Genomic DNA, 19,431 nt, shown 5'->3' on the forward strand with positions numbered 1-19,431 from the left:
CCCCCCATAACGCCGCCCTGCTTGACCTTCACGAGGTGACTCCGAAAAGTGACGCATGTTCACCTTCCAACTCGGGGATACCGGCGGTAACGATCCGCCCCACCCCCGCACGGGAGGAGCCGCCATGCCACGGCGCACCCCACATCACGCGCTCCACAGACTGAGAACTCCCCGCGGATCCCACGGGTTCCTGAAGGCCGCGTCCGTATGCGCCCTCGTCGCCGGTCTTTTGTCGCCCTTTTCCACTTCCGTCTCCGCGCAGGCGGCCGAAGTGAACGCGGCGGCAGCGGCCGGTGACCACTGCGGCGGCCAGTGCTCCGACATCCTGCCGCCCGGCGAGAACGGCAACGCCACCCTCGCCCAGATCCTCCTCAACCAGGTCTTCGGCACCCAGCCCGCCCACGCCGAGGACCAGCTCGGCCCGTACGCCGACCTGGCCAAGGGCTACCCCTCCCTCACCGACGCGAAGATCAACGACTTCTTCGACGACGCCTCGTTCGGAGTCCCCGCCGGCCAGGTCGCCTCCACCGAGAGGCCCGACGGGCGCGGCGACGTCACCATCGTCCGGGACAAGAAGACCGGTGTTCCGCACATCACCGGCACCACCCGCTACGGCACCGAGTTCGGCGCGGGGTACGCCGCCGCCGAGGACCGGCTGTGGCTCATGGACCTCTTCCGGCACGTCGGACGCGGGCAGTTGACCTCCTTCGCCGGCGGCGCCGCCGCCAACCAGGGCCTGGAGCAGGAGTTCTGGCGCAACGCCCCCTACACCGAGGCCGACCTCCAGGCGCAGATCGACGGCGCCGTCGCCCGGGCCGGGGCCCGCGGCAAGCAGGCGCTCGACGACGTCAACGCCTACATCGCCGGCGTCAACGCCTACATCGACGCCTCCGACTCCGGCCGCTACTTCCCCGGCGAGTACGTTCTCACCGGCCACAAGGACTCCATCACCAACGCCGGCACCATCGAGCACTTCAAGACCACCGACCTGGTCGCGCTGGCCTCCGTGGTCGGCTCGCTGTTCGGCTCCGGCGGGGGCGGCGAGGTGAACAACGCGCTGTCCCTGCTGGCCGCCCAGGCCAAGTACGGCGTCGAGGAGGGCACCCGGGTCTGGGAGTCCTTCCGCGAGCGCAACGACCCCGAGGCGGTCCTCACCGTCCACGACGGACGCCGCTTCCCGTACGCCACCAGGCCGGACAGCCCGCAGGGGCGGGCGCTGCCCGACGCCGGCTCGGTGACCCAGGAGCCGCTGGTGTACGACCGCACCGGCAGCGCGGCCACCACGGCCGCCAGGTCGGCCTCCGCCACGGCCGCGCGCACGGCCCTGTCCTCGGCCCGGCGCGGCATGTCCAACGCCCTCGTCGTCAGCGGCCGGCACACCGCGAGCGGCCACCCGGTCGCCGTCTTCGGCCCGCAGACCGGCTACTTCGCACCCCAGCTGCTGATGCTCCAGGAGATCCAGGGCCCCGGCATCAGCGCCCGCGGCGCCTCGTTCGCCGGCCTGAGCATGTACGTCGAACTCGGCCGCGGCCAGGACTACTCGTGGAGCGCCACGACCTCCGGCCAGGACATCATCGACACCTATGCCGTCGAGCTGTGCCAGGACGACCACCACTACCTGTACCACGGCACCTGCACGGCCATGGACAAGGTGGAGCACACCAACTCCTGGAAGCCCACCGTCGCCGACGGTACCGCGGCCGGCTCCTACACCATGCGCGCCTGGCGCACCAAGTACGGCCCCGTCACCCACCGCGCCACCGTCGGCGGCAAGAAGGTCGCCTACACCACCCTGCGCTCGTCCTACCTGCACGAGGCCGACTCCATCATCGGCTTCCAGATGCTGAACGACCCCGACTACGTCAAGGGGCCCGAGGACTTCCAGCGGGCCGCGCAGCACATCAACTACACGTTCAACTGGTTCTACGCCGACTCCGCCCACACCGCGTACTACAACAGCGGCGACAACCCGCGGCGGGCGAGCGGCGTCGACCCCGAGTTCCCGGTGTGGGCGCGACCGGCGTACGAGTGGGGCGACTGGGACCCGGCGACCAACACCGCCGGCTACACCGAGCCGGCCGCCCACCCGAACTCCGTCGACCAGGACTACTACATCTCCTGGAACAACAAGCAGGCCCCCGACTACGCGGCCGCGCCCTGGGGTGAGGGCTCGGTGCACCGCGGCGACCTGCTCGAGGACCGGGTGAGCAAGCTGGTCGCGGCCGGCGGGGTGACCCGCTCCTCGCTGGTGCGGGCGATGGCGGACGCGGCCCTCGCCGACCTCAGGGCCGAGGACGTGCTGCCCCGGCTGCTGCAGGTGATCGACGGCTCACCCGTCACCGACCCGGCGGCCGCCGCGGCGGCGGGCAAGCTGCGGGCGTGGGTCACGGCGGGTGCCCGGCGCACCGAGACCTCGGCCGGATCCAGGAAGTACGCCGACGCGGACGCCATCCGCATCCTGGACGCCTGGTGGCCGCTGCTGGTCAAGGCCGAGTTCGAACCGGGCCTCGGCAGCGACCTGTACACCGCCATGACCGGCAACCTGCCGGTCGACGAGTCCCCGTCGGCCGGGCACGGCCCCACCGGCTCGCACGCCGGCAGCTCCTTCCAGTACGGCTGGTGGAGCTATGTCGACAAGGACATCCGGACGGTGCTCGGCGAGCAGGTGCGCGGCCCGCTGGCCCGCACCTACTGCGGCGGCGGCAGCCTCGGGGCCTGCCGGGACGTCCTGCTCGCCACCCTGAAGCAGGCGGCCGGTCTGACGGCCGCCCAGGTCTACCCCGGCGACGACCAGTGCGTGGCGGGCGACCAGTGGTGCGCCGACTCCATCGCCCAGCGCGCCCTGGGCGGCATCAAGCACGGCCGGATCAGCTGGCAGAACCGGCCCACCTACCAGCAGGTCGTGGAGTACACCTCGCACCGGTGACCCCGGGCGGCGGCGGGTCAGCGGATGCGGCCCGCCGCCAGCACCACCCGGGCCAGCTCCGGGTGCACGATGTCGCTGTGCGCGCCGCTCGGCGGCCCGCCGCGCCGGACCACCTCGGCCGCGTCGACGTTCACGCAGCCCGAGGCGGGCAGTGGCGCGCTCATCGCCTCGGAGAGCGTGAGGGCGCGCGTGCCGGGCACGGCCTGCACGCCGTTGTGCCCCATCGCGCCCCACCGCGCCAGCAGCCCGCCGGCGTCCAGGCCCAGCACCGACCGGTCGTCGCCGGCCATCCTCGACGCCAGCGGGTACAGCGTGCCCAGCGCCGCGTCGAAACGGGAGAAGCAGCACACCACGGGACCGTCGACGCGGTGCTGCAGGCCCTGCAACGCCCCCCGCGCCCGCGGGTCGTCCGGCAGCCGGGGCGCGAAGGCGTAGTGCGAGAACGCGCCCTGGAGCAGCGTCACGGACTTCACCGTCCGCACCCCCTCGGGCAGACCGCGCAGCGCGAACGACACCAGCCGCCCGCCGAAGCTGTGCCCCACCAGGTGCACCCGCACTCCGGGCGCCGCGCCCGCGAGCCGGCCGACCGCCGGGCCCAGCCCCCGCTCGCCCACCGTGCCCGCGCGCCGCTTCATCGCGTAGTACGCCGCCTGGCGCAGCAGCTCCTTGGCGCCGTCCCACGGGTTGGGCAGGGCGAACGTCCGCGGCTCGTCCGGCGCCGCCGCCCGCGCCACGGCCCGCGCGAACTCCTCGCACACCCGCGCCGGGGGCCGCAGGAACATCTCCGGCTCGCCCTGCGGCTCGCCGTCCGCCCCGGTGTCCGCCGCGCACCGCGCCTGCGGGCCAGACGGCTCGGCCTCCACCAGCAGCCGCGCCAGCCGCCCGAACTCCTCCAGGGCCGCCGTGCCGTCCGGGCGCTCGTCCAGCAGCTCCGCGAGCCGGTCCACCACCGTGGCCCGCCCGGGGAACGTCTCCAGCAGCGCCCGCCGGGTGTCCTTGTCCAGCGCGTGCGCCGGCACCGGCCCGGCGGCCACGGACCGCGGGAAGTCGGGGATCGGCTCGTCGCAGAACCGCATCGAGGGCCACACCACGCCCACGTAGCCGATCCGCGCGGTGGGCGCGAGGCGCGGTACGGGGGCGAAGAAGCGGCTGTACAGCCGGGTGGCGCCGGAGCGGTCGTTGTTCCAGCCGTGCGCGAACACGATCAGGTCGCGCACGCCCCGCGCGGGCACCTGCGCCAGCAGCCGGTCCCGCTCGGGGCCGTCCACGTCCCCGTCCGCGTCGAAGGTCAGCTCCCAGTACGGAGACACGCTCATCGCCGGTTCCGCCATGACCGACCCCCTTGTGGCCCGAAACGGTGCGCTGTGCCGCGCATCGTCCTGCCAACGGGGGGAGTTGGCCATACGTCACGGCCTCACCGGTACAGCAGGTACTCCTCGCGCACCTCGCGGAACGCGGCCAGCTCCCGCTGCCAGCCGGCCACCACCTCGTCGGTGCCCGCCCCGGCGTCGATCATCGTGCGCACGCGGGTGGAGCCGGTGAGCTTGTCGATCCAGTCGTCCGGGCGCCATGCGAAGCCGCTCCACACCCGCTTGGCGGTCACCAGCAGCGCGATCCCGGTCCGCACCGGGTCGTAGGCGGCCCGGTCGTGGACGTGGAGCTGCACCCCGCCCACCGTCCTGCCCTGGAACTTGGAGAAGGTGGGCGCGAAGTACGCCTCCCGGAAGCGGACGCCCGGCAGCCCGAGCGCGTTCACGGCGTCCGCCCAGCGCCCGTCGACGCCCTCCGCGCCCAGCAGTTCGAAGGGACGGGTGGTGCCCCGCCCCTCGGACAGGTTGGTGCCCTCGAACAGACAGGTCCCGGAGTAGACCAGGGCGGTGTCGGGGGTGGGCATGTTCGGGCTCGGCGGCACCCAGGGCAGCCCCGAGGCGTCGTAGAACTGCGACCGCTTCCAGCCGGTCACCGGCACCGTCTCCAGCCGCACCGGCGTGGCCAGGAACTCGCCGTTGAACAGCCGGGCGAGCTCCGCGACCGTCATGCCGTGCGCCTGGGCGACGGGCTGCCGCCCGACGAAGGTCGCGAACTCCTTGTGCAGCACCGGCCCCAGGGCCTGGCGCCCGGTCACCGGGTTGGGCCGGTCGAGCACCACGAACCGCTTCCCGGCCAGCGCGGCGGCCTCCATGCAGTCGTACAGCGTCCAGATGTACGTGTAGAAGCGGGCGCCCACGTCCTGGATGTCGAAGACGACCGTGTCCACGCCGGACGCGGTGAACACGTCGGCGAGCGGCCGCCCGCTCTTGAGGTAGGTGTCGTACACGGGCAGCCCGGTCGCCGGGTCGTCGTAGCGGCCCTCGGAGCCGCCGGCCTGCGCGGTGCCGCGGAAGCCGTGCTCGGGACCGAACACGGCGGTGAGGTTCACTCGGGGGTCGGCGTGCATCACGTCCACGATGTGACGCACGTCCCGGGTCACCCCCGTCGGGTTGGTGACGATGCCGGTCCGCTGCCCCTCCAGCAGGGCGTAGCCGTCCGCGGCCAGGCGCTCGAAGCCGGTGCGCGGCACGCTCCCGTGCCGCCGCGGCGTGCTCCCGCGCCGCGGCGCCGCCCCGGCGGTCGCGGCGGGGACTCCCGTGGCCGCGACCGCGGCCGTGCCGGTGAGCAGACTCCGTCTGGACAGCTTCATGCGGTGACCTCCGTGATCGCGGCGGGTGTCATGCCCACGCACATGCTGCTCGCACGCTAGCGTGCGGGGGAGGCGCACGGAACGAGCCGGGGCGGGCGGGCGCAGGGAGGAACGAGCCGGGGCGGGCGGGCGCACGGAGGAACGAGCCGGGCCGGGCGGGCGCACGGAGGAACGAGCCGGGGCGGACACCGCGACGGCTCTTCCCCGTTACATACCGACCGGTTAGTCTGGCGCGGCGAGGGCGAGCCGCGTCGCCCGGGAGCCGAAGGAGACCGATGGTGGAAGCCGTGGAAGCCGTTCAGAGTGCGGGAGTGGTCGTCACGGGGGCCGGGGGCGGCATCGGGGCCGCGCTGGCCCGCCGGTTCGCCGCGGAGGGCGCCCGGGTCGTCGTCAACGACCTCGACGCCGGCCGGGCCGAGGCCGTCGCCGCGGAGATCGGGGGCATCGCGCTGCCCGGCGACGCCTCCGCGGTCGTCGGCGCCGCCCGCGACGCGCTCGGCGGCGCCGTCGACGTCTACTGCGCCAACGCGGGCCTCGGCTCGGGCGGTTCGGAGGCGGCCGGCGAGGACGTGTGGGCCGCGGCCTGGGACGTCAACGTGATGGCCCACGTCCGCGCCGCCCGCGAACTGCTCCCGGCCTGGCTGGAGCGCGGCAGCGGGCGCTTCGTCTCCACCGTCTCCGCCGCCGGCCTGCTCACCATGATCGGCGCCGCCCCGTACAGCGTCACCAAGCACGGCGCCTACGCCTTCGCCGAGTGGCTGTCGCTGACGTACCGGCACCGCGGGATCAAGGTCCACGCGATCTGCCCGCAGGGCGTGCGCACCGACATGCTGGCCGCCACCGGCAGCGCGGGCGACATCGTGCTCAAGCCCACCGCGATCGAGCCGGAGGACGTGGCCGACGCCCTGTTCAAGGGCATCGCCGAGGACCGCTTCCTGATCCTGCCGCACCCCGAGGTCGCCGCCTTCTACCAGGCCCGGGCCGCCGACCCGGACCGCTGGCTGACCGGCATGAACCACCTCCAGCGGCGCTGGGAGGAGACCCGGTGACCGCCTCCCGCTACGCCGCCCGCCCCTGGCTGGACCTCCTCGACGACGCCCAGCGCGCCCCCGTCGACCCCGCGCCCTCCCTGGTGCACGCCCTGCGCCGGTCCGCCGCCGAGGCCCCGGACCGCACCTTCCTCGCCTACTTCGACGCCCGCCTCGGCTACCGCGAGATCGACGAGCTCAGCGACTCGGTCGCCGGCCACCTCGCCGCCCGCGGCCTGGAGCGCGGCGACCGGGTGGCCGTACTGCTGCAGAACTCCCCGCACTTCGTGATCGCCGTCCTCGGCGCCTGGAAGGCGGGCGCCGTCGTCGTGCCGGTCAACCCGATGTACAAGTCGGCGGAGGTCGCCCACGTCCTGAAGGACGCCGAGGTGGCCGCGCTGATCTGCGCCGACCGGGCGTGGGAGTCGTATCTGCGCGCCACGGCCGCCGGCTCGCCGGTGCGGATCGCGCTGACCGCCTGCGAGCTGGACTTCCAGACGCGCGACGACGCACGCGTGCTCACCTTCGAACGGCTGCCGCAGGCCCCGGACGCCGACGACCTGGTCACCGTCGCCCGCGCCGGCCACCGGGCGCCCGCCGGCCGCGACGCCGGGCCCGGCGACATCGCCCTGATCAGCTACACCTCGGGCACCAGCGGCACCCCCAAGGGCGCCACCAACACGCACGGCAACATCATGTACAACGCCGAGCGGCAGCGCACCGGCCTCGGCCTGCCCGACGCGCCGGTCTACTTCGCGCTCGCCCCGCTGTTCCACATCACCGGCATGGTCTGCCAGTTCGGCGCCTGCCTGAACAGCGCGGGCACGCTGGTGCTGGCGTACCGCTTCGAGCCCGGGGTGGTCCTGGAGGCGTTCGCCGAGCACCGCCCCCACTACACCGTGGGCCCGTCGACCGCGTTCATGGCGCTGGCCGCCCACCCGTCCGTCACCCCGGACCACTTCTCCTCCTTCACCGTCATCTCCTCCGGCGGCGCCCCGCTGCCGCCCGCGCTGGTGGAGAGGTTCCGCGCGGGCTTCGGGCCGTACATCCGCAACGGCTACGGCCTCACCGAGTGCACCGCCCCCTGCGCCTCCGTGCCGCCCGGCCTGGAGGCCCCCGTCGACCCGGCCTCCGGGACCCTCGCGGTCGGCGTGCCCGGCCCGGACACCGTGGTGCGGATCGTCGACGACGCGGGCGCGGAGGTGCCCTTCGGCGAGCAGGGCGAGATCGTGGTGCGCGGCCCCCAGGTGGTGCCCGGCTACTGGCGGCGCCCCGACGCCACCGCACGGACCTTCCCGGACGGCGAACTGCGCACCGGCGACATCGGGTTCATGGACGAGCGGGGCTGGCTGTACGTCGTCGACCGCAAGAAGGACATGATCAACGCGTCCGGCTTCAAGGTGTGGCCGCGCGAGGTCGAGGACGTCCTGCACACGCACCCGGCGGTGCGCGAGGCGGCCGTCGTCGGGGTGCCCGACGGCTACCGCGGGGAGACCGTCAAGGCCTACGTCAGCCTGCGTCCGGGCGCGGACCCGGACCCCGGTGCGCTCGCCGCGTACTGCAAGGAGAGACTGGCCGCCTACAAATATCCCCGGCAGGTCGAGATCCTGCCGGACTTGCCGAAAACGGCGAGTGGGAAGATCCTCCGTCGGGAACTGCGTTCCCGTACGCGGGGCGACACCCCGTAGAACCGGTCGGCAGCACCGGTCGGCGCACCCAGTCAGCGACAAGAAAGGCAGGTGGCGGCAGTGCCCAGGACGACGGACTCAGCCGGCACTCCCGTGCCGCAGCGGCTCCTGGCCGCCGCCACCCGGCTCTTCGCCGAGCAGGGCTACGACCGCACCTCGGTGCAGGAGATCGTGGAGGCGGCCGGCGTCACCAAGGGCGCGCTGTACCACTACTTCGGCTCCAAGGACGACCTGCTGCACGAGGTGTACGCGCGTGTGCTGCGCGTCCAGCAGGAACGGCTCGACGCCTTCGCGAACGCCGACGAGCCCATCGAGAAGCGGCTGCGCGCCGCCGCGGCGGACGTCGTGGTCACCACGATCGAGAACCTCGACGACGCGATGATCTTCTTCCGCTCCATGCACCACCTCAGCCCGGAGAAGAACAAGCAGGTGCGCGCCGAGCGCCGGCGCTACCACGAGCGCTTCCGCGCGCTGATCGAGGAGGGCCAGCGGGAGGGCGTCTTCTCCACGGCGACCCCGGCCGACCTCGTCGTCGACTACCACTTCGGGTCCGTGCACCACCTGTCCACCTGGTACCGCCCGGACGGCCCGCTCGGCCCGCAGGAGGTGGCCGACCACCTCGCGGACCTGCTGCTGCGGGCGCTGCGGCCGTGACCGGTCCCGCGGCAGGGAGAGTTCCGCGGCGCTGACGGCACCCGTGCCGTGACGGGCCTCTGCCCTGACCGGGCCCACGGCGGGGAGGGTTCCACGGCCGTGACGGCCCACCTGCTGTGACGGGGGCCGCGGTCCGCGGGGCGGGCGGGCCGGGGGATCGCCGCCGGCGCACGCGTGAGGGGCGGCCGCCCGCCGGCGGCCGCCCCTCACACTCGCCGCCTCACAGGTACTTCTTCAGCTCCCGCCGCGCCAGCGAACGCTGGTGCACCTCGTCCGGGCCGTCCGCGATCATCAGGGTGCGCGCCCCGGCGTACAGCTCGGCCAGCGGGAAGTCCTGGCTGACCCCGCCCGCGCCGTGCAGCTGGATAGCCCGGTCGAGGATGTCCACCACCGCGCGCGGGGTGGCGATCTTGATGGCCTGGATCTCGGTGTGCGCGCCCCGGTTGCCGACCGTGTCCATCAGCCAGGCCGTCTTGAGCACCAGCAGCCGCAGCTGCTCGACCGTGACCCTGGCGTCCGCGATCCAGTTCTGCACCACGCCCTGCTGGGCCAGCGGCTTGCCGAAGGCGGTACGGGACACCGCGCGCCGGCACATCAGCTCGATCGCCCGCTCGGCCATGCCGATCAGCCGCATGCAGTGGTGGATGCGGCCCGGGCCCAGGCGCGCCTGGGCGACGGCGAAGCCGCCGCCCTCCTCGCCGACGAGGTGGGACACCGGCACACGCGCGTGGTCGAACACCACCTCGGCGTGACCGCCGTGGTAGTGGTCCTCGTACCCGAACACCTGCATCGCCCGCACGACGGTCACCCCGGGGGTGTCGCGCGGCACCAGCACCATCGACTGCTGGCGGCGGATGTCGGCGCCGTCCGGGTCCGTCTTGCCCATCACGATGAAGATGTTGCAGTCCGGGTGCATCGCGCCCGAGGCGTACCACTTGCGGCCGGTGATGACGTACTCGTCGCCGTCCCGCTCGATCAGCGTGCCGATGTTGGTGGCGTCCGAGGAGGCCACCTCCGGCTCGGTCATGGCGAAGGCCGAGCGGATCTCACCGGCGAGCAGCGGCTCGAGCCACTGCTTCTTCTGCGCCTCGTCGCCGAACTGGGCGAGCACCTCCATGTTGCCGGTGTCGGGGGCCGCGCAGTTGGTGGCGGTGGGCGCCAGCTGCGGGGAGCGGCCGGTGATCTCGGCCAGCGGGGCGTACTGGAGGTTGGTCAGCCCGGCGCCGTACTCGGCGTCCGGCAGGAACAGGTTCCACAGCCCCTGCCGGCGCGCCTCGGCCTTCAGCTCCTCCACCACCGGCGGGTTCTGCCAGGGGGAGGCCAGCCGCGCGCGCTGCTCGTGGGCGACCTGCTCGGCCGGGTACACGTGCTCGTCCATGAAGGCGAGGAGCCGGGCGCGCAGCTCCTCGGTGCGCTCGTCGAACGTGAAGTCCATGACTGATCAGCCCTCCTGAAGACCGTCGTGCAATGTGGTCAGTCCGTGCCGGATGAAGACGGGGACCAGATCGCCGATGCGGTCGAAGCCGCGGCCGACCGTCTGGCCGAGCGTGTAGCGGTAGTGGATGCCCTCGAGGATCACGGCGAGCTTGAACCAGGCGAACGCCGTGTACCAGGAGACGGCGCTCACGTCGCGCCCCGAGCGCGCGGCGTACCGCTCGATCAGCTCGGCGGGCGAGGGGTGGCCGGGCGCGGCGGCCGTGGTGGAGACGGGCGAGTGGGGCAGCTCGAGCGGCGTGCTGTACATCACCAGCAGGCCCAGGTCGGTCAGCGGGTCGCCGAGCGTGGACATCTCCCAGTCGAGGATCGCCCGGATCCGGTCGTCGTCGCCGATGAGCACGTTGTCCAGGCGGTAGTCGCCGTGGACGACGGCGGGGGCGGGGGAGCCGGGCAGCTGCCGGCCGAGGGCCGCGTGCAGCTCGTCGATGCCGGGCAGGTCGCGGTTGCGGGAGGCGTCCAGCTGCTTGCCCCAGCGCCGCAGCTGGCGGTCCAGGAAGCCCTCGGGACGGCCGAAGTCCTCCAGGCCGACCCGCGCGGGGTCCACCGCGTGCAGCTCCACCAGGGTGTCGACCAGCGACAGCACGGCGTCACGGGTGCGCTCCTCGCCCAGCGCGGCGAGCTGGCCGGCGGTGCGGTACGGCGTTCCCTCGACGAACTCCATGACGTAGAACGGTGCTCCGAGCACCTCCTCGTCCTGGCACAGCAGCAGCGGGTCCGGCACCGGCACGGCCGTCGGGTGCAGCGCGCTGATCACCCGGTACTCGCGCTTCATGTCGTGCGCGGTGGCGAGGACGTGGCCGAGGGGAGGGCGCCGTACGACCCACCGGGAGGCACCGTCGGAGACGGCGTACGTCAGGTTCGACCGCCCGCCCTCGATCAGCCGGCCGGTCAGGGGCCCCCGCACCAGGCCGGGCCGCTCGCGGTCGAGCAGGCCGCGCAGCCGGTCGAGGTCGAGTCCGGGCGGGTGATCGGGGCTCATCATGGCTCCTACGGGCGGGCGCGTGAACGGGACTCACCCATGATGCCGACCGGTCGGTATGTCGTCCAGTAGGGGGACCCAACGTGATCGGTGCCACGCCGGCCGCCGCACGGTGCCGGTCATACGACGAGCACCGCCGCGCAGACCGCCAGCGCCACCGTGCACAGGGTGGCCGCCGTGGCGTGCCGCGGGGCGAGGGCCGCCGGCGCCACCGCCCCGGCCAGGGCGCGGATCCGCCGCTGGGCGAGCCGGAGGAAGCCCAGCCAGAGCAGGCAGCACAGGGCGCCCACGGCCACACCGGCGGGCGACGCTCCGCCGTGCAGCGCGGTCCTCGCGGCGAGGACGGCGGCGACCGTGCAGGACAGCGTGGTGCGCCGCCAGGCGAGCCGCGTCCGCTCCGGCTGCAGCCCGGGATCCCGGCCCCCGGCCGCGCCGCCTGTTCCCGTGCCGCCGTCCGCGCCGCCTGTGCCCGCGCCGCCTGTGCCTGCGTCGCCGCCCGCGCCCGCGCCCGTGGCGTCGTCCGCGCCCGCGTCGCCGTCCGTCCCTGTGCCGTCGTCCGCGCCCGCGCCGCCTGTGCCTGCGCCCGCGCCCGCGTCGCCGCCCGCGCCCGCGCCCGTGGCGTCGTCCGCGCCCGCGTCGCCGTCCGTCCCTGTGCCGTCGTCCGCGCCCGCGCCGCCTGTGCCTGCGCCCGCGCCCGCGTCGCCTCCCAGGGGCCCGCCACGACCGCGTCCCGCACCCGCCGGGGCGCCGTGTCCCGCACCCGTGGGGCTGCCGGTGCCGGTGCCGGTACCGGTGCTCGGCGCTCCCGCGGCGCGCTGCGTGGCCCCTTCGCCGCGGCTCTCGGTCCCGTTGCCGTGTCCGCTCATCCCGCTCATCCCGCTCATCCCGCCCATCCGGCGAGGACGACCACCACCATGGCGATGGCGACGAACGCGACGATCACGCCCAGCAGCGCCGGGAAGCGGGACGCCGGGAGGTCTTCGCCGCGGCGCATCGCCCGCTCGCAGCGCACCCAGTGGCCGACCGCGCGCAGCGAGCACAGCACGCCCGCCGCGAGCAGCGCGAGGGCGAGCCCGATGCGCCAGCCCCAGCGCAGGTCCGGCAGGAACTGGTCCACCGCGAAGCCGCCGCCGATCAGCGCGAGGGCGGTGCGCAGCCAGGCCAGGAAGGTGCGCTCGTTGGCCAGCGAGAAGCGGTAGTCCGGTGTGCTGCCCTCCCGGCGGATCTCCTCGGGGGCGAACCACAGCCGGACGTCGCGCAGGGCGCTCACGCGGGGGACCCCGCCGCCCGGTACGCCTTCAGCCGCTCGTACGCGGCGACGCCGTCCGGCGCCCACTCCCACTCGTGCAGCCGGCGCTCGACCTCCTGCGGCGTCAGGAACCCGTACCAGGCGATCTCCTCGGCCTGCGGGCGCACCGGCAGGTCGCAGCGGACCTGGTAGACCGCCGACCACCAGCTGCGGCCGGCGCCGCCGTCGTACAGGAACTTGAACACGAACTCGGGGCGGGCCAGGCCGCTCACCCCGAGCTCCTCCTCGGCCTCGCGCAGGGCCGCGTCGTCGTAGGACTCGCCCGCGCCGACGACCCCGCCGACGAACATGTCGTACAGCGAGGGGTGGACCAGTTTGGTGGGCGTGCGGCGGTGGACGAAGATCCGTCCCTGGGCGTCGCGCACCTCGATGAAGGCGCAACGGTGGCGCAGCCCGGCGGCGTACGCCTCGCCGCGCGGGGACTGCCCGACGACGCGGTCGTTCTCGTCGACGATGTCGAGGATCTCGTCAGCAGCGCTCATGCCGCCCATCCAAGCAGGCGGCCGCGCCGCGCAGGCACGGCACCCGCGCGGAAGGCACGCACGCGCGTGCGGGCGCCCCGGGACGGCCGGACGACCGCCCGCGACCGTCGCGCTCCCGCGCCCGCGCGGCGCCGTACGGCTGCGGTGGCTCCCGCGCCGGCGGCGCTTCCGCGTCCGCCGTACGGCTGCGGTGGCTCCCGCGCCGGCGGCGCTTCCGGGCCCGCGGTACGGCTGCGGTGGCGCTCCCGCGTCCTCGGTTCAGCGCGGTTGCAGGTCGCGCTGCCGCTCGGGCGCCCGCACGCCGCACGGCTGCGGTGGCTCCCGCGCCGGCGGCGCTCCCGGGCCCGCGGTACGGCTGCGGTGGCTCCCGCGCCGGCGGCGCTTCCGGGCCCGCGGTACGGCTGCGGTGGCGCTTCCGCGTCCGCGGTACGGCTGCGGTGGCGCTTCCGCGTCCGCGGTTCAGCGCGGTTGCAGGTCGCGCTGCCGCTCGGGCGCCCGCACGCCGCACGGCATCGCCGGGTGCAGGCCGAGCAGCACGATCCCGGTGACGATCGCCGCGAGCCCGCCCGCCTCCCAGGCGAGCGCCCCGGTGTCGGTGCGCAGTCGGTCGCCGAGGAAGCCCACGCCGCAGACGATCCCGGCCAGCGGCTCCGCCGCGGTCAGCGCGGGCAGCGACATGCGCAGCGGGGCGGTCTCGAACGCGCTCTGCACCAGGACCAGCCCGGTGGCCCCGATCACCAGCAGCGCGTACGGCTGCCAGCCGGAGAACAGCTCCGCCCAGCCGCCCGCGGACAGGCGCTGCCCGCTCACCCGGGTCAGCGCGTCCTGGAGCCCGTACAGCAGGCCGGCGGCCACCGCCAGCAGCACCGGGCCCCAGCTCAGCCGGGAGCGCTTGGCGTAGGCGGTCAGCAGCAGCGCCAGGCCCGCCATCACCCCGATGATCAGCCAGTGCCGCAGCGGATCGGTCACCGCGCTGCCGGCCCGCGGCCGGCCCGCCAGGATGAAGGCGGTCACCCCGCCCGCCAGCAGCGCGAGGCCCGCCCAGCCCTGCCGGCCGACCGGCTGCCGGGTCTGTTTGCGGACCAGGGCGAGGGCGAACAGCAGGTTCGTCGCGAGCAGCGGCTCCACCAGGGAGATCTCGCCCCGGCCGAGCGCCACCGCGCCCAGCATCATGCCGACGATCATCAGGCCCAGCCCGCCCAGCCAGCGGGGCACCTTCATCAGGTCCAGCAGCAGCCGGGGGGAGAGGAAGTCACTGAGCGGTGCCCGCTGGGCCGCGTTCTGCTGCAGTACGAACCCGAAGCCCAGGCAGCAGGCGGCACTCACGGCGAGAATCAGAACCAGAACCGACACGCTGCGTACCTCGATCATCCGGCCGGGCCACGGGGTGCGTAGGGGGCCGACTGTAGCGTCCCGGGGCGCTCCGCTGTCGCGAGCAGCCGGTTGCGGGCAGCCGGTCCGGTGACGACGCCTGCGGTCGCGGGCGAGGGCACGGCCGTCGCGCCATGGTGGGACGCGCGGGGGCCGCCGCGCCATGGCGTACGCCACACGGGCGACGGCCGGGGCCCCGGCCGCCGGGCCGCGGACGTCCGCACCGTGACAATTGCCTTGGGCACAAGGCGAGTTGACGCGTGTAACGCCTCGCCGGCCCTTGACGTGAAGCACTGGCTGAGGGTTTGCTGTCCGTGATCAGCCGATGGCAGGCCGCTGGCGGACCCGGGATCCGGCGACACGGCGGCGATCCGGCGACACGGCGGTGACCCGGCGACACGGCGGTGACCCGGCCACGGCGAGCGAGCCACGGCGAACGCGCCGACGGGGCAGCGTGGCCCCCGAGGCGACCGAGCCACAAGCGAAGAGCGCGTGAGGAAGACCGCGGTGCCCCCACCCCCGCCTGCCCTCGGCCGCGGCCGCAAGCGTGCGGCCCAGGCCTTCGACGCCGCTCTCGACGACGGCGAGCTCGTCGCGGCGCGCACCGCCCTGGCCCAGGGCCGCTGGCAGGCGGTCCGCGCCCTGATGGCGCGCACCGGCGACGACTGGGACCTGCGCGGGCACCGCGTCGCCGTACTCGCCCAGGAGTCCCACACCGCCGTCTGGGCCCAGGACTGGCTGCTGGCCGAACCGGAGTCGGCCGACGCCCGGCTGCTGCTCGGCGTGTCGCTGGCCGGGCTCGCCGTGCGCGGCAAGGAGAAGCCCGAGCGGGCCCGTGCGGCGTGCCGGGAGGCGGCGGAGCTCGCGCCGGCCGACCCGACCCCCTGGCTGGGCCTGCTCCTGCTGGAGCGCGCCGTGGGCGGCGAGGCGGACGTGGTGCGGCTGTTCGACGAGATCCGCCACCGCCACCCCGACCACCACCACGCCCACCACCTGATGGTGGCCCGGCTCGCCGAGCGCCGCCCGGACACCGGCCCGGACCCGCTGCACGAGGTGTACGACTTCGCGAGCTGGGCCGCCGAGCAGGCCCCCGCCGACTCCCCGCTCGCCATCCTCCCGGTGGTCGCGCACGCCGAGCGCTACCGCGTCCTGGCCGCCGCGGGCACCGCGCCCGCCGACCCGGCCGCCTCCGGCCACTGGGCCGGCCGCCGGGCCCGGCAGGTGATGACGGCGGCCTTCGACTGGTGGCTGGAGTGGGGGCAGGAGGGCCACCCGCGCCGCATGGTCGACCTGAACTTCCTCGCCCACGCCAAGCACTGCGAGGGCCGTCCCGCCGAGGCGGCGGCCCTGTTCCACCGCATCGGCGACCACCTCACCCCCGCTCCGTGGTCCTACCCCGACCGGGACGCCCGCGCCGCCTTCCGCGCGGCCCGTGCGAGCGCCCTCGGCACGGCCTGGTGACCGCTTCCGTGTCCCCGGACGGACCCGCCCCGAGACGTACGACGACCGACCGTTCACCGAGGCCGAAAGGACCGTACCGATGACCACGGGCAGTTCCAGCACGAGCAGATCCGCCGCCGAGAGCGGCATCAGCACCTTCAAGGGGCAGGAGCGCGCCCTGCGCGCCGGCCGCCTGGGCACGGGCGGGCTGCTGCTCTCCGTGCTGGCGGCGACCGCCCCGCTCATGGTGGTCGCCGGTGTCATGCCCACTACATTCGCGGTGATGGGCATCGTCGGCCAGCCGCTGCTGTTCGTGGGGCTCGGCGCGGTGCTGATCCTCTTCAGCGTCGGCTACGCCGAGATGAGCCGGCACGTGCACAACGCGGGCGCCTTCTACGCGTACATCTCCCGCGGCCTCGGCGGCACGGCCGGGGCGGGCGCGGCCCTGGTCGCCCTGGTCGCCTACAACGCCCTGCAGGCCGGCATCTACGGCATCTTCGGGTTCGAGGTCTCCAACCTGCTGGCCACCTACGCCGACGTCACCGTCGCCTGGTGGGCACCGGCGCTCGCGGCCGTCGCCGCCGTGGGCGTGCTCGGCTGGCTGAAGATCGACGTCAACGCGCGCGTGCTGGGCGTGCTGCTGGTCATCGAGGTCGCCCTGGTGGTGATCTTCGACGTGGCCGCGGTCGCCGACCCCGCCCGGGAGGGCCTGTCCCTGCACGCCTTCAACCCCGGCACCCTCTCCGGCGCCGGCGTCGGCACCGCGCTGTGCTTCTGCATCGCCGCCTTCCTCGGCTTCGAGCAGGCCCCGGTCTACGCGGAGGAGACCAGCCGCCCGCACATCCTGGTGCCCCGGGTGATGTTCCTCGCCGTCGGCGGGGTCGCCGTGTTCTTCGCGCTCAGCTGCTGGGCCCTCACCGTCGCCACCGGGCCCTCGGCGGTCGTCGCCGCGTCCCGCGAGCAGAGCGCCGGGCTGCTGTTCTCGCTGACGCGGTCCCGGCTCGGCGGCACCTTCACCGACGTGCTGCACGTCCTGTTCGTGACCGGCATGTTCGCGGCCATGCTCAGCTTCCACAACGTCGTCGCCCGGTACGCCTTCGCCATGGGACGCGAGGGGCTGCTGCCCGCCGCGTTCGGACGCACCTCCAGCAGCAGCGGCGCCCCCGCGACCGGCTCGCTCTCGCAGACCGTCTTCTCCCTGGTGATCGTGGTCGCCTTCGCCGTCACCGACGGCAAACCGGCCGGCGATCCGACCGCGCCCGTGCTCCACCTGTTCACCTGGGGCGGCAACATCGGGGCGCTCGGCGTGATCGTGCTCATGGCGGCGGCCTCGCTGTCGGTGATCGTCTTCTTCGTGCGGCGCGGAGCGGCGGGGGCGCAACTCTGGCGGCTGGTCACCTCGGGCCTGGCGGGCGCGGCCCTGCTCGTGATCGCCGTCTACACGGTCAAGGACTTCGACGTGCTGGTCGGCGCCGGACCCGGCTCGGCGCTCAGCTGGGCGCTGCCCGGCATCATCGGCCTCGCCGCCGTCGCCGGCCTGGTCCAGGGCGCCGTACTGCGCAGCCGCAGGCCCGCGGCGCACGCCCGGATCGGGCTGGGCAACGAGGCGTTCCAGCTGGAGAAGGCCGCGGAGGCCGCCTCCTGACCCGCGCGACAGCGCCCGGCGTCGTGCGTTCGCAGGGCCGTGCCGGCCCCGCAATGATGACGGAAGTCTGACGGGTGTCCGCGATCCCTGGCCCGCCGGGGGCCGCGGGTGCTCGAATGAAAGGGTGAACCCCGAACCACCCGAACGGCCCGCCACCCCCGGTCCAGCCGGCCCCGGTCCCGGTCCCGGTCCCGCCGGCCCGCCGGAGGACGCGTCCCCGGCGCCGGGCGCCGCGGCACCGCCCGGCCCCGCGGAGGAGCAGGGCCGTCCGGTCGGCCGCCGCGTCCTCCTGGGCACCCTGGGCCTGGGCGCCCTCGGCGTGCTCGCCGCACCCACCCTGCAACGGGGTCTGGAGTCCTTCCTCGGCGCCGCCTCCGGCAAGGACCCCACCGGCCTGACCGGCCTGCTCCCCAACGGCGGCGGCTTCCGCTACTACTCGGTCGCCGTCTCCGTCCCCCACAAGGACGCCGCCGACTACCGCCTGACCGTGGACGGCCTGGTCGACCGCCCGGCGGCGTACACACTGGCCGAACTGCGGGCGCTGCCCCGGACCCGCCTGGTCCGCGACGTCCAGTGCGTCACCGGCTGGCGGGTGCCCGGCACGCCCTTCGAGGGGGTCCGCCTGTCCCGGCTGCTGGACGCGGCCGGAGTCCGCCCGACGGCCAGGGCCGTCCGCTTCACCTGCTTCGACGGCACCTACACCGAGAGCCTCACCCTGGACCAGGCCCGCCGTCCCGACGTCCTGGTCGCGCTGCGCATGCAGGACAAGGACCTCGGCCACGACCACGGCGGCCCGGTCCGCCTCTACGTCGCCCCCATGTACTTCTACAAGTCCGCCAAGTGGCTCTCCGGCATCACGGTCACCGACGAGGTGCGGCCCGGCTACTGGGAGGAGCGCGGCTACGACGTCGACGCGTGGGTGGGCCGCTCGAACGGACGCGGCGATGACCCTACGAGCTGAGCCCGCGGCCGCCGCGCCCGGCACCGGGGTCCGCCGCTTCACCCCCGCCGAGCGGTGGATCCACCGCACCACGGCCGCGCTGATGGGCGTGTGCGTGGTCACGGCGGCCTGTCTGTACATCCCCCAGCTCGCCGTGCTCGTCGGCCGTCGCGAGCTGGTGGTCCGTGTCCACGAGTGGGCCGGCCTCGCCCTGCCCCTGCCCGTCCTGCTGGGGCTGGCCTCCCGCGCCTTCCGCGCCGATCTGCGCCTGCTCGACCGGTTCGGACCGCACGACCGCCGCTGGCTGCGCGCCGCCCTGCGCCGCGACCGCCGGCCCGGCTCCCGCCCGGCCGGCAAGTTCAACGCCGGGCAGAAGGTGTACGCCGCCTGGATCGCGGGCGCCGGCCTGGTGATGCTCGGCACCGGAGTGCTGATGTGGTTCACCCACCTCACCCCGCTGGTGTGGCGCACCGGCGCGACCTTCGTCCACGACTGGCTCGCCCTGACCGTCGGCATCGTCCTGGCCGGCCACATCGGCATGGCCGTCGGCGACCCGGAGGCCCGGCGCGGCCTGCGCACCGGCGTGGTCAGCCGCACCTGGGCGGAGGACGAACACCCGCTGTGGCGGCCGTAAGGGGAGCGCCGCGGGCGGTACGGCGGCGGGTGGTACGGCGGCCGGTTCACGGCGGCGAGCGCCGCGGGGGGGGCCGGGGGGGCCCCCCCCCCCCCCCCCCCCCCGTCCCCCCCCCCCCCCCCCCCCGCGCGCACCCCACCCCCCCCGCCCCCGCCCCC

16 protein-coding genes are annotated in these 19,431 nt (G+C 74.7%); 8 read left to right on the plus strand and 8 right to left on the minus strand.

All coding sequences use genetic code 11. From position 1 onward, the window contains the following. Nucleotides 1-124: 124 nt before the first annotated feature. Nucleotides 125-2,926: a penicillin acylase family protein gene (locus tag ACI2LW_RS23375; protein WP_404733151.1), complete on the plus strand. Its 2,802-nt coding sequence runs from the start codon at nt 125-127 to the stop codon at nt 2,924-2,926. Nucleotides 2,927-2,943: 17 nt separating this feature from the next. Here ACI2LW_RS23375 and ACI2LW_RS23380 read toward each other — a convergent pair whose 3' ends face one another. Beyond that, the gene (locus ACI2LW_RS23380) at nt 2,944-4,257 is read right to left on the minus strand and encodes a serine-threonine protein kinase (protein WP_404733152.1); all 1,314 of its coding nucleotides are present in this window, start codon (nt 4,255-4,257) and stop codon (nt 2,944-2,946) included. Nucleotides 4,258-4,340: 83 nt separating this feature from the next. Continuing rightward, nucleotides 4,341-5,606 (minus strand): exo-beta-N-acetylmuramidase NamZ domain-containing protein, encoded by a 1,266-nt coding sequence (locus ACI2LW_RS23385; RefSeq protein WP_404733153.1) that lies wholly within the window; start codon nt 5,604-5,606, stop codon nt 4,341-4,343. 275 nt (nt 5,607-5,881) lie between these two features. On the opposite strand from ACI2LW_RS23385, the gene ACI2LW_RS23390 reads away from it, so the two are divergent. From ACI2LW_RS23390 to ACI2LW_RS23400, 3 genes are read left to right on the plus strand one after another with little or no spacing between them, the layout of a single operon-like run. Then, entirely contained in the window at nt 5,882-6,655 is a 774-nt protein-coding gene (locus tag ACI2LW_RS23390) for an SDR family oxidoreductase (RefSeq protein ID WP_404733154.1), read from the plus strand. Then, nucleotides 6,652-8,322: a class I adenylate-forming enzyme family protein gene (locus tag ACI2LW_RS23395; RefSeq protein WP_404733155.1), complete on the plus strand. Its 1,671-nt coding sequence runs from the start codon at nt 6,652-6,654 to the stop codon at nt 8,320-8,322. The genes ACI2LW_RS23390 and ACI2LW_RS23395 overlap by 4 nt, the downstream gene beginning before the upstream one ends. A gap of 60 nt (nt 8,323-8,382) precedes the next feature. Beyond that, nucleotides 8,383-8,976 carry a TetR/AcrR family transcriptional regulator gene (locus ACI2LW_RS23400; protein ID WP_404733156.1) on the plus strand — a complete coding sequence of 198 codons (594 nt, stop codon included), beginning with the start codon at nt 8,383-8,385 and terminating at the stop codon, nt 8,974-8,976. Between the two features lie 220 nt (nt 8,977-9,196). Here the strand turns inward: ACI2LW_RS23400 and ACI2LW_RS23405 are convergent, their stop codons facing one another. The 6 genes from ACI2LW_RS23405 to ACI2LW_RS23430 all read right to left on the minus strand — a co-directional run bounded on the left by ACI2LW_RS23405 (nt 9,197) and on the right by ACI2LW_RS23430 (nt 14,596). Further along, nucleotides 9,197-10,411, minus strand: a complete 1,215-nt coding sequence (locus tag ACI2LW_RS23405) for an acyl-CoA dehydrogenase family protein (RefSeq protein ID WP_404733157.1) — start codon at nt 10,409-10,411, stop codon at nt 9,197-9,199. 6 nt (nt 10,412-10,417) lie between these two features. Then, nucleotides 10,418-11,452 (minus strand): phosphotransferase family protein, encoded by a 1,035-nt coding sequence (locus tag ACI2LW_RS23410; protein WP_404733185.1) that lies wholly within the window; start codon nt 11,450-11,452, stop codon nt 10,418-10,420. A gap of 119 nt (nt 11,453-11,571) precedes the next feature. Beyond that, entirely contained in the window at nt 11,572-11,859 is a 288-nt protein-coding gene (locus ACI2LW_RS23415) for a DUF202 domain-containing protein (RefSeq protein WP_404733186.1), read from the minus strand. A gap of 473 nt (nt 11,860-12,332) precedes the next feature. Continuing rightward, the gene (locus tag ACI2LW_RS23420; RefSeq protein WP_404733158.1) at nt 12,333-12,722 is read right to left on the minus strand and encodes a YidH family protein; all 390 of its coding nucleotides are present in this window, start codon (nt 12,720-12,722) and stop codon (nt 12,333-12,335) included. Then, nucleotides 12,719-13,243 (minus strand): NUDIX hydrolase, encoded by a 525-nt coding sequence (locus ACI2LW_RS23425; protein WP_404733159.1) that lies wholly within the window; start codon nt 13,241-13,243, stop codon nt 12,719-12,721. Before ACI2LW_RS23425 ends, ACI2LW_RS23420 begins: the two co-directional genes overlap by 4 nt. A gap of 459 nt (nt 13,244-13,702) precedes the next feature. Further along, entirely contained in the window at nt 13,703-14,596 is an 894-nt protein-coding gene (locus tag ACI2LW_RS23430; RefSeq protein WP_404733160.1) for a DMT family transporter, read from the minus strand. A gap of 525 nt (nt 14,597-15,121) precedes the next feature. Between ACI2LW_RS23430 and ACI2LW_RS23435 the strand changes: the two genes are divergently transcribed. The 4 genes from ACI2LW_RS23435 to ACI2LW_RS23450 all read left to right on the plus strand — a co-directional run bounded on the left by ACI2LW_RS23435 (nt 15,122) and on the right by ACI2LW_RS23450 (nt 19,273). After that, nucleotides 15,122-16,075: a hypothetical protein gene (locus ACI2LW_RS23435; RefSeq protein WP_404733161.1), complete on the plus strand. Its 954-nt coding sequence runs from the start codon at nt 15,122-15,124 to the stop codon at nt 16,073-16,075. Nucleotides 16,076-16,154: 79 nt separating this feature from the next. Further along, nucleotides 16,155-17,699 (plus strand): APC family permease, encoded by a 1,545-nt coding sequence (locus ACI2LW_RS23440; protein ID WP_404733162.1) that lies wholly within the window; start codon nt 16,155-16,157, stop codon nt 17,697-17,699. 124 nt (nt 17,700-17,823) lie between these two features. Continuing rightward, entirely contained in the window at nt 17,824-18,660 is an 837-nt protein-coding gene (locus ACI2LW_RS23445; protein WP_404733163.1) for a molybdopterin-dependent oxidoreductase, read from the plus strand. Next, the gene (locus ACI2LW_RS23450) at nt 18,644-19,273 is read left to right on the plus strand and encodes a cytochrome b/b6 domain-containing protein (protein WP_404733164.1); all 630 of its coding nucleotides are present in this window, start codon (nt 18,644-18,646) and stop codon (nt 19,271-19,273) included. Before ACI2LW_RS23445 ends, ACI2LW_RS23450 begins: the two co-directional genes overlap by 17 nt. The last annotated feature ends 158 nt before the right edge of the window (nt 19,274-19,431 follow it).

Origin of the sequence: Streptomyces sp. NPDC004065 (assembly GCF_044903565.1) — a bacterium.
GTDB lineage: Bacteria > Actinomycetota > Actinomycetes > Streptomycetales > Streptomycetaceae > Streptomyces.